Consider the following 15,148-nt stretch of genomic DNA (forward strand, 5'->3'; position numbering starts at 1 on the left):
CCAGGAATGGAACAGCGTTAGCGTTTGATGCCCATGGCCTCGGCAGCAACGCGATTTTTCAGCGGTGCCAGATTGTCCAGCCAGCGCATACCGGTATTGCGCAGCCATCTGAACGGCAGCTCATCCCGGGCGAAAAGCTGCTTGAACCCTTCCATCGCCGCCATCATGCTCAGATTTTCACCTTTGCGGCGGCGCTGATACCGCCCCAGCACGGCCTGGTCAGCCGGAGACAGCACCAGGCGCCGGGCCCGGCCCAGTTCATCCAGCAGGGCTGCCACATCACCATAACCGAGGTTGGCCCCCTGCCCTGCGAGCGGGTGGATGGTATGGGCCGCATCGCCCACCAGCGCCAGCCCTGCGGTGACATAATCTTTGGCGTGGCGCTGTCGTAAGGGGAAGGCAAAACGGCGCGATACGGTTTCAATGGGCCCCAACTGCTGTTCAATGGCGCGTTCGAGCTCTGCCCGGAACGTCTCGGCGTCAAGCGCCATCAGGCGCCGGGCTTCCACCGTATCCTGGGACCACACGATGGAACAGAAATGGGCATCGCCGGCCTCGTTCAGCAGGGGCAGAAACGCCAGTGGTCCGGTGGTGGAGAAACACTGCCACGCGGTGTACTGGTGTGGCTGCCGGGTACGTACGGTGCATACAATAGCCTGCTGGTTGTAGTCCCACTCCCGCGTTGCCAGGCCGGCCCACTGTCGCAACCGCGACTGGCCACCATCGGCCCCGACCACCAGTGTCGCGCCCAGCGTACGGCCATCCTCCAGCTCAATTCCGGTCTCCGGCTTCCAGCCACGCACCTGCACAGCGTCAAACAACGCGACATCGCTATTCGCCAGCTCGGTATACAGAGCCCGGACAATCGATCGGTTCTCGACAATGGTGCCCAGGGCATCGGTGTGCAATTCTGCGGCATCGAAGTGGATTCGCCCGGTGCCCTCGGCATCCCAGACGGTCATGCCCCGATAGGCACAATGTCGGCCGCCCTGCACGTGCCGCCATGCACCCAGCGCTTCCAACAGCTGCTGGCTGGCCAGCGAGATGGCACTGACCCGGGGCTCGAAATCATCAACCTGTCCGGCGGTTTCAACCGGCGATAGCAACTCCGCGGCGGGCATTCCATCAACCAGCGCGGTCGACCATCCCTGGCGAGCCAGCCCGAGGGCCAACGCCGAACCAATCATTCCGCCGCCAACCACCAGCACATCAAAACGGTCCGATTGCACCGAATTACCAGTCATCATGCTTTGTCCCCGTTACGGGTGAATCAACGCCGGCCAGGATCTTTCGCCCTCCGGTGCCCATGGCCTGGTGCGCGAACCGGCGTTTGGCGCCTGGCAGCAGATCCAGCCCGACCAGGCCAGCGTCCCGGGCGACGGCCACTGGTGCCAGGGACTGGCCGAAAATCCGGATCAACGAGTCAGAGAACTGCACCGTCTGCCGCCAATCCTGACGATGCCGCTGTTGGTACCGGCCCAAAACAGCCAGGTCGCCAATGGCAATATCGTCATCCACGGCACGACGAAACTGTTCCACCAGTGCCATCAAGCCTCTCAGTGCCAGGTTGAACCCCTGCCCGGCCACCGGATGCAGCGCGTGGGCCGCATTGCCCACCAAGGCAACGCCCGGGCGCACCGGTTCATCCACGGTGGTCAGTTTCAGAGGGTAATGATGGCACTGCCCAATGCGGGTAAAACGCCCCAGGCGCCATCCGAAGCGATCCTGCAACGCCTGGCATTTCTCTTCATCCGACATGGCCAGCACATGGTCCAGCCTGTCGTCTGACAGCGTCCAGACTAACGCCGACTGATGACCGGCCTGGCCTGGAGCACCGTGGGGCAACAGCGCCATCGGCCCGCTCTCGGTGAAACGCTCATACGCGGTGAACTGGTGGCTGTTGCTGGTGGATACATTGGCAATCAGGGCATTCTGGCCGTAGGGCTCAGTGCGGGGAACAAAACCGAGTTTCTCCCTCAGGCCCGAGCGCCCGCCATCGGCAACCACCAGGCATCGTGCCGTCAGTTCCCGGTGTTCGCCCTCCTGATCAATGGCGACTTTCACGCCGCCGGCCAACGGCTGCATACCCGTCACCGCTGCCGGCGCCTGCCAGCGCACCCCGGTATCACCCAGGGCGCGCATCAGGCAAAGCCCCATCCAGCGGTTGTCGGCCACATACCCGAGGGCATCCTGCCCATGCTCCTCCGCGTGCAAACGGGTAGCACCGAACCGGCCGCGGTCAGACACATGGATGTGACGAATGGGGGTGGCGTGCTCGGATAACCGTTGCCAGAGCCCCAACTGTTCAAAGATCAACCGCGAACCCCAGGCCAGCGCGGTCGAGCGGCTGTCGTAACTGGGCTGGTAATCTTCAGGCGGCGCCTCGGGCGAAAGCGGAAAGCTCTCGACCACGGTCACCTTCAGCTCGGGAACCAGCCGCGCCAGCGCCAGCGCCAGCGTGGCCCCGGCCAGGCCGCCACCAGCAATGATCAGATCAGTATCCACGGTTTTGCTGTCCAAAGTGTCAACCTGCCATCAGGGCTTCAATCTCGGCGATGGACTTGGGCACGTCTTCGGTCAGATTGCGGCAACCGTCTTTGGTCACCACCACATCGTCCTCAATACGAATGCCAATGCCACGCCAGCGAGCATCTACGTTGGTGTTATCGGGCGCGATATACAAGCCGGGCTCCACCGTCAGCGCCATTCCAGGCTCCAGTACCCGCCAGGCATCGCCCACCTTGTAATCGCCCACATCATGGACATCCAACCCCAGCCAGTGACCGGTACGATGCATGAAAAACGGCTTGTAGGCCTCGTTTGCCAGAGCGTCGTCCAGGTTGCCGGAGAGCAGGCCCAGGTCGATCAACCCCTGCGTGAGCACTCTGAGCGCCGCTTCGTGGGGCTGATTCCAGTGATTACCCGGCTTCACTGCGTCAATCGCAGCGTACTGGGCCGCCAGCACCACTTCGTACACGGCTTTCTGCTCTGGGCTGAACTTGCCACTGACGGGAAAAGTCCGGGTAATATCCGAGGCGTAGCACTCGAGCTCGCAGCCGGCATCAATCAGTACCAGATCGCCGTCTTTCAACGGCGCCGCGTTCTCGATGTAATGCAGGATGCAACCGTTCGCACCACTGCCCACTATCGAAGGATAGGCGGTAGAGCGAGCCCCGTGCGCCATAAACGTGTGAATCAGCTCAGCTTCCAGATTGTACTCGTAACCTCCCTGGCGAGCTCGCTTCATGGCACGGCGATGGGCCTCGGCGCTGATCTGACCGGCTTTGGCCATGACTTTTATCTCCGCCGCACTCTTGTACAACCGCAGGTCGTGAAGCAAATGCTCCAGCGCCACCAGCTCCCCCGGCGGGTGAGCGCCGGAGCGCACCTTGCTGCGGATAACCTTGAGCCAGTCCATAACCCGGGTATCAAACGCCGGATCCTTGCCCAGTGGGTAATAGACCCGGCTGCGCCCCTCGATCATGCCTGGCAGGATGTCGTCGATATCGGCGATGGGAAAGGCATCGTCCAGACCATAGCGCTCGATCGCGCCCTCAGGGCCAACCAGAAAACCGTCCCAGAGCTCTTTCTCCGGGTGCCGCTCCTTGCAGAACAGCACCGCTTCGCCGTGTTCGCGGCCCGGTATGATCGCCAGCACGGCCTCGGGTTCGCCAAAGCCGGTCAGATACTGGAAATCACTGTCCTGGCGGAAAGGATGCAACACATCGCGATTTCGAACCCGCTCCGGCGCCGCCGGCAGAATAGCGATACTGTCTGGCGCCATTCGATCCATCAACTTGCGGCGGCGCTCGGCAAACTCTCTCGTGGAAATCGTCACAGCCATACAAGCTCCTGATCAGTGCAAAGTGGGCGCATCGCCTGCCGGCTTCGCCGGCGCATTGAATTCGGTAAACACCGACAACGCCCCAAGACGCACATATTCGGTAATTTCGAGCAACTGCTGCTCACTCTCGTCATCCGCTTCTTCGTCTTCAGACAGCTGGCTGATGGCCACCATGTCTTCGATCAGTTCGCGGATCTCGTCCGGGGCCTGCCCCAGCGACGCACCTGCCGCCAGCGCCATTCCCTCAAGAAACCCGCGAACCCAGGCCACCAGCGCTTCAAGCCGTTGCTCCAGCGCGTATTCATCGTCCGGCAGCAACGGTTGGAAGCTCATATCGGTAGACTGCAATTGTTGCAACGCCTTGCCGTACGCCTCATTCATGAACGTTGCGAGATCATCCGACTCTTGTGCGGCCTCATCCGCCAGCCCCATGTGCTCGCATACCATGGCCAGCCAGTCCGCTTCCTGAATTCGGGCGCCGGCCGCCAGACGGCCACACAGCACGCCGTGCAGTTCAGAAGGGTGACTGAATGCTTTGTGTGCGGTAAACACATTGGCCCAGAGCTCGAATTCAGCCCCGTGGGCTGCAGAGGTATCGGTTTCGGACATGAACAGGCAAATTCCTTCAGACAGTGGGTTTCACGTTCAGATACGTGCCGGAGCTGCGCCCCGATGAGGACTCTATCCTAGCATTCCGGGGAAATCCTGGCACGAATACCGGGGCAGACGGGGCTTGCTTTTCTCTTACGCCAGATTGAAAATGTTATAACATATCAATTACGAACGAGAACAAGCCATGCACAAAAACAGCGCCTCCCGGGTAACCGCGGCACTTGCAGGCATCCTGCTGGCTCCGGTGGTTACGCACGCCGCAGATAATCCCGGCGCCCATCAACACGGGCACGCCGTGCTCCAGATTGCCATCGACGGTAATACCGCGGAGGTCATTCTGCGCTCTCCTGCCTATAACCTGCTGGGCCTCGAGCACTCGCCACGCACCGGGCAGCAGCGCCAACAGCTGGCGGGTCTGGAACAGTGGGCAACATCAACGCCGCTGGTCAACACTGTGGAGGGCAACTGCATAACAGAGGAGGCCAGCGTTCAGAGCGCCTGGCCCGAGACAAGCCGGCAGCAGGGCCATACTGCCAACGGCCACAGTGATCTCGAAATTTTCCAGTCGCTGTCCTGCAACGGGCTTGCTGACCAAAACACGCTGACCACACCGCTGACAGACCGCTTTCCGGCGCTGGAACACCTGGAGGTTCAGTGGATCAGCTCCGGTGTTGTCGGCCTGACGACACTGGAACCCGGCGAGGTGCGAATCCGGATTGCCGACTGAGCCGCTACTCGGCGTAGGGCTCTACCGACTGCGCCACCATGGAATAGGACGATGCACCGAGGTCGTTTTCCGTATGTTCGATCACCAGCTTGCCTTCGATCCAGACCGGATCGTACAGCGCTTCCAGAGTGAAGCCTTCGGGGTATTTCACGTGGATAATCTGATTGGGCGGCGGGGGCGGAACATGAATACAGGCACCGTAATACGGCACCAGGAAGAACTCGAGGATGCGCATATCCCCGGTGGTTTTCAGCGGTACCACAAAGCCGGGAATCCGGCCTTCAACATTGCCCATTTCCGGCACGACCCGCCCGGTCATGATTTCGTCCGGCAGCAGGGGTGGGCCATCGCCCTCATGCTCGATTTCCGGCATATTCTCAAGCAGCGCAAGATCTTCCGCTGGCATCAATTCCAGCCAGTCGATCTCACGGGTGTCTGAGCGGGCGGCCACGGAAACCAGCAACAAAAAGGCCAGCCCGGACCAGGCAACGCACTTGCGGGACAAAACATCAGTGAACATCAGCACGAACGCTCCCAAAACAGATCAGCAACCGGCACCATCATACAGCGGCGAGCACCAAACGGGTATGAACACCAAGACAGCAAAAGTAACCGACGGCTACCGCCCGGAGAACCTGGCCATAGATACCGGCAATCTGCGCTTTCGGTGGCCGAACCGGGGCACAGCCCTGGCGTTTCCGGACATTCACCTGCCCAGGGGCGAACACCTGTTCCTGCAAGGGGCCAGCGGTGCCGGGAAAAGCACTCTGCTGGGCCTGCTTGCCGGTATGCAGACACCCGACTCCGGTCACCTGAACCTGCTCCGGCAAGACGTGGCGACCCTGAAAGCCAGCAAACGGGACCGGTTTCGCGCAGATCACATGGGCGTTATTTTCCAGCAATTCAATCTGGTGCCCTACCTGAGCGCACTGTCCAACGTTCTGTTACCGTGCCGGTTATCGGCCCTGCGTCACGCCCGGGCGATTCCCGCGCCCGCTGACGCAGCCCGGGACTTGCTCAGACAACTGACCATCCCGGAAAGCCACTGGCATCAGAGCGTTACCCGACTATCAATTGGCCAACAGCAACGGGTGGCGGCGGCGCGAGCACTGATCGGCGCGCCGGAAATCATTCTCGCGGACGAGCCAACGTCCGCGCTGGATAACAACAACCGGGATCGGTTCCTTGAGTTACTGCTCTCTCTGGCCGCCGGAAACAACAGCTCGGTTGTGTTCGTCAGCCACGATCCGGCGCTGGCCAGGCATTTTCATCACCGCCTGACTCTGGAGGTAGCGGCATGAACAAGCTTCGGCTGACCCTTGGCCTGGCCAGCGCAAGCCTCTGGTATCGCCGCCGGGTGCTCGCTCTGGTTTGTCTGACTCTGACCCTGAGCGTTACCTTGCTGCTTGGCATCCAGTATCTGCGCACTGAAATCCGCCAGTCGTTCACCAGCACCATCAGCGGCACCGACCTCATTGTCGGTGCCCGCAGCGGCCAGCTGAACTTGCTGCTCTATACCGTCTTTCATATTGGCGACGCCACCAATAATATCCGCTGGTCCACTTATCAAGCCATGGCAGAGGACAACCGCATCAACTGGTTGATTCCGATCTCCCTCGGCGACAGCTACCGTGGTTTCCGGGTAGTCAGCACCAATGACCAGTTTCTGGCGCGCTTCCGCTTTGGCAATGACCAACCTCTTGCCCTGGCCGAAGGCGCGTGGTTTGCCGACCTTTTCGATGTGGTTCTCGGTGCCGGTGTAGCGCGCCAACTCGGTCATGGCCTGAATGATCAGCTGGTGCTTTCCCATGGCGGCGGCCGTCTCAGCTTCTCCAATCACACGGACCTGCCGTTCCGGGTATCCGGCGTACTGGCGCCGACCGGAACGCCGGTTGACCAGGCGGTGTACATCAGCCTGGAGGCCATGGAGGCCATGCACGTTGGCTGGGAATCCGGCGTCGCCATACCCGGGCGCACGCTGTCGAAAGATCAGGCCCGGAGCCGGGATTACACTCCGGATGCCATTACCGCCGCCTTCATCGGCCTGGAGCGCCCGATCCTGACCTTCCAGCTGCAACGGGAACTGAATCAGTTCCGACAGGAGCCTTTATCTGCCATTCTTCCCGGTGTGGCCCTGGGCGAGCTCTGGCAAATGATGGGCCAGTTCGAGCAAGCCCTCCTGGGCATCAGTGGTTTTGTCGTGGTGACCAGTCTGGTGGGGCTGATTGCTGTACTGCTCACCCTGCAGGCCCAACGACAAAGAGAAATCGCGGTATTGCGGGCGACCGGTGCCTCACCAGGCCTGATCGCCGGGCTGTACAGTCTGGAGTGTGTCGGACTGGCGCTGGTCAGCTGCCTGCTGGCAATCCTGGTTGGGGCTGGTGCCATCGGAGTTCTGAGCCCCTGGATACTGGAGCATTACGGCCTGCAGATCCGGCTTCGCCCTCTAACCACCACAGAATGGTGGCTGCTTGGCTCGGTGCCTCTGGCGGCGTTTGCCGTTTCAACGCTGCCGGCCTTGAATACCTGGCGTGGTGGCCGACAGCAAGGTTTCAGCGGAGAAAGGCAAAGCTGAACTGACGTAAAAGGTGACAGACCTCACGGGGTACACGCCATGACATTGCGGTAAATTGACCGGTCTGGCATGCACACTTATAGTAACTCCAATTAAAATCACTGACGTTGGGCAGGCCATGGAACAGTCCGAAGTACAGGCATTAGCGGACAAGCTGGACAAGCTGATTGAGCGCTGCGAAAAGCTGGAGAAAGACAACGCCCTGCTGAGGGAACTGCAGGACGACTGGAACCGGGAGCGGGCCCAGCTTATGCACAAGAACGATCTTGCCAAAAACAAGATTGAAGCCATGATCGGCCGCCTAAGGGCACTGGAGCACCATTGATGTCACAGACCTCAACCACCGTAGAAGTCAGGATTCTCGACAAGGAATATCTGGTGGCCTGCCCACAGGAAGAGCAGGAAGCCCTGTTGCGTGCCGCCAGGCACCTGGACACCAAAATGCGGGAAATCCGCTCCGGCGGCAAGGTATTCGGTACCGAGCGAATTGCCGTGATGGCGGCGCTGAACATCACCCATGAACTGCTGGAGCGCGACACCATGTCAGACGCCACCAGCGACATTCTGCGCTCCATGGGAAGCCGGCTCGACGGCGCGCTTGGAGAACCCTCCGGCAACTGATTCACGAAAGAATCCCCGATCGGGGTTGCATTTGGCCCCGGCCCTGCCCGTATAATGGATCAACTTCCTGGGCTGTTCGCTGGTCGGGTACGTCCTCGAGCCGATAAGCAATACCCAGGTGGCTACTCTAGGGCATTGTGAGCATGTCCCCTGCGGGGGAAAGCCTAATATGTCACAGCGGCCACCGACCTTGAACTACTGGGTTCAAGGGCTACATCCGATAACGGCAGCCCGGGAAGCTTTTACTTTTCTATTTCTGCAGTTCTCTGAGTCTCAAGTCCATCAAGGCATCCTGCGCATCGTCGTTGCCGAATCGCTGATCGTACATTAGCCCGGACCATACCGAATCATCCGACCTCGCCCGCTCTTTTTGCTGCTGATACCGCGAATCCCAGCGCTCCAGATACTGATAGGCCAGCTCATAATCCCGGGCTACCAGCTCACCGCGATAGTACATCAGCCCAAGGTGCGCCAGTGCCGGCAGATTCTGTTCTTCAGACGCCAATTCGAGAAGCTGAACAATCTGTTCAGACTTGCTTGTGGCATCCTGGAGTCGGGAATAATAAATCGCCTGTCGAAAGCGCGCGTTCGAGACGGGCGTGCGCAGGCTTTCCGGAACCTCCGCAACTGGCATGAACACGAACCGCTCCCGGGCCTTGGCGGCGCTTTCGCTCCGGCCATCCTTTCGCAGCACCTGCGCTAACAGCACTTGCGCCGGCAGATGGCCCTTATCGGCGGCACGTTCCAGCCAGCGCACGGCATCCACCAGGCTGGGCTCGACATTGCCAATTCCCGCGCTGTAAACAGCGCCCAGTTTGAAGGCCGCTTCCACATCCCGATACGCCATACTTTCCAGCAGTTCAATGGCGCGTTGGCGCTGAGTGTCCGTTGCACCCGGGCGGCCCGAGAGGTAAAGATCCGCCAGCCCGTGTTTGGCGCGATCGTCCTCCCGCGCAATCTGTTCCAGGCGCTCAATGGCGCGCGCAGGCTGCTGCGGGCGCCCGGCCACCGGGTTCAGGTACAGATGGGCGAGCCACAGATTGGCCTCAGTCTCACCCTGGTCGGCGGCACGGGCCAGCCAGTCCAGTGCCTTGAGGTATTCCTCATCACCAACCGCCGGCCCAGACACCAGTTCAACGCCCCTGGCCAACTGAGCCTTTGCAAAGCCCTGTTGCGCCGATTTATTCAGCCAGAGATTCGCTTCCTCGGGGTTATACCAGGGCGAATCCGGAGCACCGCAGATAAGCGCCAACCGGAACTGGGCCCGGGCACTGCCCATCCCGGCCGCGTAGCGGTACCAGCCCGCCCGACTCTCAAAACCGGGATCAACCAGTGCGGTGTGAAGTTTTGCCAGGTATTCCATACGCGCCATCCCGGCGTCGGGCGGGGTCGACTGCCAGATTTCATCGGCAGTGCGAACAATCAGCTCATCTGCCTCATCCAGGCAGGCCCAGGCCGGCGCCGTCTCCGGACTGTCCGGGGCGCATAAATCCGCCAGGGCACGATGCCGAAACAGCATCCGAATATTGTCAACATTCGTGATCTGAGAGGCTATGGCTGCCGCTTGTTTGCGATCCTGTGGCAGCAGATTTCCGGCCCAATAGATCATCGCAAGATCAATCGTTGCCCGTGGATAATCCGCCGCACGAAGAAGCTCTACCACTCGGTCCACATTGCGATCCACGCCCTGGCCGCGCAGGTAGATTTCGGCCAACAAATGCCGCGCTGCGCGTTCATCCACGGAAAACGGTTTTTCAAGCTCCTGCTCCAGCAACCCGGCCGCTGCGCGCTCATCCTTTGGCCCACCAAGGCCGAGGTACATCAGCCGGGCCAGCTCATAGCGCGCCCGCCCCGCTTCATAACTCTCCGTGTCACCCGAAAGGTAGTTTTGCAGATGAAGGCGCGCATTCGCATATTCACCGGAATTCAAAACACGCATACCCACCTGGTAGACATCCCGGGACCCGGTGGCGCAACCGGAAAGGCCGACGACCAGGACCACGACCAGCAACAGGCGAGCCTTCATAACAGCATTCATGCCAGAGATTGCCTCTTTTTATCGCAGATAAACAATGCGTTGCAGGTTAGCAGAGTTTTAACACCGCCTTATTGATGTGGTACAACATAGCCTTCGCTTATCAGCACAAACGGCCCGATAACAGGTTGCACCCATTTTGACCCAGCCACCGCTCAAAACCGAGTCCGATACCGACCAGCAACCGCTGTCACGCCGCGGACTGCGCCAGACGTTACGCCGGAAACGGCGATCGCTGACCTTTGATGAACAGGCACGGGCTTCCGAAAACCTGGCGCTGAACCTGCTGAAACACCCGGATCTGCACCGGGCACGGCATATCGGCGTGTATCTGGCTAACGACGGAGAAATTGACCCGGCCCTATACATCCAGCTGGCACGCCAGAAAGGCATTCATTTTTACCTGCCAATCCTTCACCCGATTTACCCGGGCAAGCTGGTATTCAGCCGTTATTCCGAGGGCGTGCAACTGCAGGCCAATCGCTTTGGCATTCCGGAACCGCCCTTCCCGCGTTCAAGGCGCAAGCCGGCCTGGGCACTGGACGCGGTACTGTTTCCGTTGGTGGGATTTGATGAATCCGGAGGCCGGCTGGGCATGGGGGGCGGCTTCTACGACCGGACCTTTGCCTTCAGCCGGTTACGCCCGGCCATGGCGCCCAAGCTGATCGGGCTGGCCCATGACTTTCAGAAAGTGGCCCAGCTACCCATCGAGCCCTGGGACGTGCCTTTGCACAGCGTGGTGACGGATCAGCACTATTATCGCTTCAAGCCCTGATTGGCCGGGACGGTATAGCCGACAGCCGGAACGTCACGCACCGAGCGCGCGCCTTCAGAGGCCTGGATTGACGTGAAGCCGGTAATCACAAGGCCGACAGCAAAGATAAGCACAATGGCACGGATGATGTCAGGCTTGCTCCCCATGGTATGTCTTCCCGTTTTTCTTTCGTTTAATTGGCAGGAAAATCAGACGACTATTACTGATTCATAGAATTAGACGAAAGACTAACACGCAACTTCATTTTTACAATTTTTGACAGATTACCGTTCTGTAACCGTACGGACGCCCCTCAGGAGGAACGTCCGTTGCCAGCCCCCAGGAATAGCCGGTAAGCCTCGTTATCCGTCATGTTTTCATAACGGAAACCGACCTTGGCGAGCATCTTCTCGAAGTCCGCCACCTCATCATCCTCAACCTGAGCGCCCAACAGCACCCGGCTGTAGGCAGCGCCATGATTGCGGTAATGGAACATGGAAATGTTCCAGCGCGTGCCCAGAGACATCAGGAACTTCAGCAAAGCGCCCGGGCGCTCCGGAAACTCGAACTGGAATACCTGCTCGTTAGCAATGCTGGGGGCGTGCCCGCCGACCATGTGACGGATGTGCTGCTTGGCCAGGTCACTGTCGGTGAGATCCACCACCGAGTAGCCGCTTTCCCGGAGTTCCTGCACCAGGTCTTCGCGGCCGTGGCCGCCAGCCGCAACCTGAATACCCACAAAAATGGTGGCGTTGCTGGCATCCGCATACCGGTAGTTGAACTCGGTGATACTGCGTTTGTGCAAGGCATTGATGAAGGTCTTGAACGCGCCCGGCTTCTCCGGAATGGTTACCGCCAGGATCGCTTCGCGCTTTTCACCCACTTCCGTACGCTCAGACACATAACGCAGGCGGTCAAAATTCATATTGGCACCGCTGAGCGTGGCGACCAGATTTTCGTTTTCAATCTTTTCCCGCTCAACGTATTTCTTGATACCCGCCACACCCAGGGCCCCGGCGGGCTCGGCAATTGAGCGCGTATCTTCGAACACATCCTTGATCGCCGCGCAGATTTCATCGGTGGACACCGTGATCACCTCATCCACGTGATCCCTGCAAATCTCCCAGGGATGCTCACCAATCTGCTTGACCGCCACACCGTCGGCAAAGATGCCGACTTCGTCCAGAACCACCCGCTCACCGGCTTTTAGCGCTGCCTGCAGACAGTTGGAATCTTCCGGCTCGACGCCGATCACCTTGATCTCCGGGCGCAGGTATTTGATGTAGGCCGCCATCCCGGCAATCAGCCCACCACCGCCAACACAAATGAAGATGGCGTGAATGGGCTTGCTGAACTGCCACATAACCTCCATGGCCACCGTGCCCTGGCCGGCGATCACATCAGGGTCATCATAAGGCGGGATATAGGTATACCCGTGCTTCCTGATCAGCTCCTGGGCATGAGCCGCGGCTTCGTCAAAGGCGTCACCCTTGAGCACCACTCGCGCCCCATGATCCCGCACCGAGCGCACTTTGATCTCGGGCGTGGTCTGGGGCATCACAATCACAGCCTTGATACCCAGCTTTTTCGCCGCCAGAGCCACGCCCTGAGCGTGGTTTCCGGCCGAAGCGCAGATTACCCCCTTGGCCTTTTGCTCCTCGGAAAGCTGAGCAATCCGGTTGTAGGCACCGCGAATCTTGAAGGAAAACACCGGCTGAAGGTCTTCGCGCTTGAGCATAATATTGTTGCCAAAACGCTTGGACAGGCTGCGGGCTTCAGTCAGGGGTGTCTCGATGGCGACGTCGTAGACGCGCGCATCAAGGATCTTCTTGATATAGCGTTGCGGCATGATAGTTCCGGTTGCTGGTGAGTGATCAGGAAAAACCCACAGTGTAGAAAGTTTGCACGCTTGCCGTCTATAAGCAGAGTGGCCTCAGGCGTATAATACCCCCAAATCCAACACAAACCTGCCGGAGCCACCCAATGAGCCAGGACGAACTGAAACAAGCCGTCGCCAAAGCCGCCGTGGATCACATTGCCCCCCACCTGGAGCCGAACAGCATTATCGGAGTGGGCACCGGCAGCACCGCCAACTACTTCATCGACTACCTGGCCGACTATCGCAACGACTTCGACGGCGCCGTTGCCAGCTCGGAAGCGACGGCCGACCGCCTGAAAAAACACGGCATCCCGGTGTACGACCTGAACGCCGTCAACGACATCGAATTCTATGTAGACGGTGCCGACGAAACCAATGAAGCGCTGGAACTGATCAAGGGCGGAGGCGGTGCCCTGACCCGCGAGAAAATCGTGGCCGCGGTCGCCAAAACCTTCATCTGCATCGCCGACGAATCCAAGAAAGTCGGTATCCTGGGTGACTTCCCGCTGCCCGTAGAAGTCATCCCCATGGCCCGCAGCCACGTTGGCCGCGAGATCGTCAAACTCGGAGGCGACCCGGTATACCGTGACGGTTTTGTCACCGATAACGGCAACATCATCATCGATATTCACAACATGGACATCTCCCGGCCGATCCTGGTGGAGGAAAAGCTCAACAACATTGTCGGCGTCGTCACCAACGGACTCTTTGCCCGCCGCCCTGCCGACCTGCTGCTGCTCGGCACATCCAGCGGCGTACAGACCATCACCCGCGGCGAATAACGTCCCTGCAGTACCAATCAGAAAGCTGGCCCGTCGGGCCGGCTTTTTTATTGCCTGACCAGGCCGAAACCAAGCGCTTGCTTGGTAGTAGAATTTGCGCGACACTCAACCCATCGAAAAACAAGAACCCCGGGAGCCCGCTGTGTCTGACTACTTCAACGAAACCCATCAACAGGTGCGCGATACCGCCCGAAAATTCATTGAAACCCACGTTCGGCCCCATATCGACGACTGGGAAGAGGCCGGTGAATTCCCCCGTGAGATCTACCGCCTGGCCGGTGACGCCGGGCTGCTCGGCGTTGGCTTTCCGGAGGCGCTGGGGGGCATTGGTGAAGGCGACATTTTCATGAAAGTCGCGGTTTCCGAAGAACTGATGCGTTCGACCTCGGGCGGCTTCGTTGCCAGCATCGGGTCCCTGGACATTGGCCTGCCGCCGGTCGCCAAGTGGGCGCAAAAAGACATTCGGGAACACATCGTGCCGCCGGTCCTGCGAGGTGAAAAAATTGCCGCCCTGGCCGTTACCGAACCCGGCGGTGGCTCTGACGTCGCCAACCTGAAGACCCGAGCGGTAAAAGACGGCGACCACTACATCGTCAACGGCAGCAAAACCTTCATCACCAGCGGCAGCCGGGCCGACCACTACACCGTTGCCGTGCGCACCGGCGGTGAAGGCCATGCCGGCATCAGCCTGCTGCTGGTCGACCGCGACACCCCGGGGTTCTCCACTGGCCAAAAACTGAGAAAAATGGGCTGGTGGGCCAGCGACACCGCCGAACTCTTCTTTGAAGACTGCCGGGTTCCGACAGACCGCCTGATCGGCGCCGAAAACGCCGGCTTCATCGCCATCATGAGCAACTTCCTGGCCGAACGCCTGAGCCTGTCCATCATGGCTTACATGACCGCGCAGATCGCCTACGAAGCCGCGCTCGAATACACCAGGGAGCGCCAGGCCTTCGGCCGGCCCATTGCCGGCTTTCAGGTTACCCGCCATAAACTGGTAGACATGGCCACCCAGATCGACATCGCCAGGGAATACACCTACCGCTGCGCGGCGTTGATGCAGGCCGGTAAAAATCCGGTCAAACAAGTCGCCATGGCCAAGAATTTCGCCGTCGATGTCTGTGAAAAAGTCACCCGCGAAGCTGTGCAACTGTTTGGCGGCATGGGTTATATGCGGGAGTCGGTGGTGGAGCGGCTGTACCGGGATGCCAAGATCCTGTCCATTGGCGGCGGCACCACGGAAATCATGAAAGAGCTGATCGCCAAGCAAATCAGGCTGTAACCTGCCCAAAGGATGCCACCAGCAACGCTTGGGCCTG

16 protein-coding genes and 1 other RNA gene are annotated in these 15,148 nt (G+C 59.8%); 9 read left to right on the plus strand and 8 right to left on the minus strand.

Annotated elements, in window-relative coordinates:
• Positions 1 to 17: 17 nt before the first annotated feature.
• The 4 genes from ACP2AU_RS15110 to ACP2AU_RS15125 are packed head-to-tail and all read right to left on the minus strand — an operon-like array spanning position 18 to position 4,453.
• Complete coding sequence (locus ACP2AU_RS15110; RefSeq protein ID WP_426377062.1) at positions 18 to 1,244, minus strand: UbiH/UbiF/VisC/COQ6 family ubiquinone biosynthesis hydroxylase; 1,227 nt, start codon at positions 1,242 to 1,244, stop codon at positions 18 to 20.
• A complete protein-coding gene (gene ubiH, locus ACP2AU_RS15115; RefSeq protein WP_426377049.1) occupies positions 1,234 to 2,520 on the minus strand; it encodes a 2-octaprenyl-6-methoxyphenyl hydroxylase in 1,287 nt (428 codons plus the stop codon). Before ubiH ends, ACP2AU_RS15110 begins: the two co-directional genes overlap by 11 nt.
• A gap of 4 nt (positions 2,521 to 2,524) precedes the next feature.
• Positions 2,525 to 3,844, minus strand: coding sequence for a Xaa-Pro aminopeptidase (pepP, locus tag ACP2AU_RS15120; protein ID WP_426377050.1), 1,320 nt, complete (start codon positions 3,842 to 3,844; stop codon positions 2,525 to 2,527).
• Positions 3,845 to 3,856: 12 nt separating this feature from the next.
• Positions 3,857 to 4,453 (minus strand): UPF0149 family protein, encoded by a 597-nt coding sequence (locus ACP2AU_RS15125; protein WP_426377051.1) that lies wholly within the window; start codon positions 4,451 to 4,453, stop codon positions 3,857 to 3,859.
• A 187-nt stretch (positions 4,454 to 4,640) separates the two neighbouring features.
• Between ACP2AU_RS15125 and ACP2AU_RS15130 the strand changes: the two genes are divergently transcribed.
• The gene (locus tag ACP2AU_RS15130; RefSeq protein ID WP_426377052.1) at positions 4,641 to 5,183 is read left to right on the plus strand and encodes a ZrgA family zinc uptake protein; all 543 of its coding nucleotides are present in this window, start codon (positions 4,641 to 4,643) and stop codon (positions 5,181 to 5,183) included.
• A gap of 4 nt (positions 5,184 to 5,187) precedes the next feature.
• Here the strand turns inward: ACP2AU_RS15130 and ACP2AU_RS15135 are convergent, their stop codons facing one another.
• Positions 5,188 to 5,703 carry a DUF3299 domain-containing protein gene (locus tag ACP2AU_RS15135; RefSeq protein WP_426377053.1) on the minus strand — a complete coding sequence of 172 codons (516 nt, stop codon included), beginning with the start codon at positions 5,701 to 5,703 and terminating at the stop codon, positions 5,188 to 5,190.
• Positions 5,704 to 5,770: 67 nt separating this feature from the next.
• Between ACP2AU_RS15135 and ACP2AU_RS15140 the strand changes: the two genes are divergently transcribed.
• From ACP2AU_RS15140 to ssrS, 5 genes are all read left to right on the plus strand, one after another.
• The gene (locus tag ACP2AU_RS15140; RefSeq protein WP_426377054.1) at positions 5,771 to 6,484 is read left to right on the plus strand and encodes an ABC transporter ATP-binding protein; all 714 of its coding nucleotides are present in this window, start codon (positions 5,771 to 5,773) and stop codon (positions 6,482 to 6,484) included.
• Complete coding sequence (locus ACP2AU_RS15145; RefSeq protein ID WP_426377055.1) at positions 6,481 to 7,758, plus strand: ABC transporter permease; 1,278 nt, start codon at positions 6,481 to 6,483, stop codon at positions 7,756 to 7,758. The genes ACP2AU_RS15140 and ACP2AU_RS15145 overlap by 4 nt, the downstream gene beginning before the upstream one ends.
• A 118-nt stretch (positions 7,759 to 7,876) precedes the next feature.
• Positions 7,877 to 8,083 carry a TIGR02449 family protein gene (locus ACP2AU_RS15150; protein ID WP_061330711.1) on the plus strand — a complete coding sequence of 69 codons (207 nt, stop codon included), beginning with the start codon at positions 7,877 to 7,879 and terminating at the stop codon, positions 8,081 to 8,083.
• Positions 8,083 to 8,379, plus strand: a complete 297-nt coding sequence (locus ACP2AU_RS15155; protein ID WP_426377056.1) for a cell division protein ZapA — start codon at positions 8,083 to 8,085, stop codon at positions 8,377 to 8,379. Before ACP2AU_RS15150 ends, ACP2AU_RS15155 begins: the two co-directional genes overlap by 1 nt.
• A gap of 61 nt (positions 8,380 to 8,440) precedes the next feature.
• Positions 8,441 to 8,621: non-coding RNA, 6S RNA (ssrS, locus tag ACP2AU_RS15160), on the plus strand.
• An 8-nt stretch (positions 8,622 to 8,629) separates the two neighbouring features.
• Here the strand turns inward: ssrS and ACP2AU_RS15165 are convergent.
• Positions 8,630 to 10,417 (minus strand): SEL1-like repeat protein, encoded by a 1,788-nt coding sequence (locus ACP2AU_RS15165; RefSeq protein WP_426377057.1) that lies wholly within the window; start codon positions 10,415 to 10,417, stop codon positions 8,630 to 8,632.
• 133 nt (positions 10,418 to 10,550) lie between these two features.
• Between ACP2AU_RS15165 and ACP2AU_RS15170 the strand changes: the two genes are divergently transcribed.
• Positions 10,551 to 11,189 carry a 5-formyltetrahydrofolate cyclo-ligase gene (locus tag ACP2AU_RS15170; protein WP_426377063.1) on the plus strand — a complete coding sequence of 213 codons (639 nt, stop codon included), beginning with the start codon at positions 10,551 to 10,553 and terminating at the stop codon, positions 11,187 to 11,189.
• Here ACP2AU_RS15170 and ACP2AU_RS15175 read toward each other — a convergent pair.
• On the minus strand, positions 11,171 to 11,335 hold the full coding sequence (locus ACP2AU_RS15175) for a hypothetical protein (RefSeq protein ID WP_426377058.1): 165 nt from the start codon (positions 11,333 to 11,335) through the stop codon (positions 11,171 to 11,173). The two genes, ACP2AU_RS15170 and ACP2AU_RS15175, sit on opposite strands and share 19 nt — an antisense overlap.
• 146 nt (positions 11,336 to 11,481) lie before the next feature.
• Positions 11,482 to 13,017, minus strand: coding sequence for a threonine ammonia-lyase, biosynthetic (gene ilvA / locus ACP2AU_RS15180; RefSeq protein WP_426377059.1), 1,536 nt, complete (start codon positions 13,015 to 13,017; stop codon positions 11,482 to 11,484).
• A 134-nt stretch (positions 13,018 to 13,151) separates the two neighbouring features.
• Between ilvA and rpiA the strand changes: the two genes are divergently transcribed.
• Both rpiA and ACP2AU_RS15190 read left to right on the plus strand, forming a co-directional pair.
• Complete coding sequence (rpiA, locus tag ACP2AU_RS15185; RefSeq protein ID WP_426377060.1) at positions 13,152 to 13,829, plus strand: ribose-5-phosphate isomerase RpiA; 678 nt, start codon at positions 13,152 to 13,154, stop codon at positions 13,827 to 13,829.
• A gap of 142 nt (positions 13,830 to 13,971) precedes the next feature.
• Positions 13,972 to 15,111, plus strand: a complete 1,140-nt coding sequence (locus ACP2AU_RS15190; protein WP_426377061.1) for an acyl-CoA dehydrogenase family protein — start codon at positions 13,972 to 13,974, stop codon at positions 15,109 to 15,111.
• The last annotated feature ends 37 nt before the right edge of the window (positions 15,112 to 15,148 follow it).

The sequence above is a fragment of the Marinobacter sp. VGCF2001 genome, assembly GCF_049943275.1.
Classification (GTDB): domain Bacteria; phylum Pseudomonadota; class Gammaproteobacteria; order Pseudomonadales; family Oleiphilaceae; genus Marinobacter.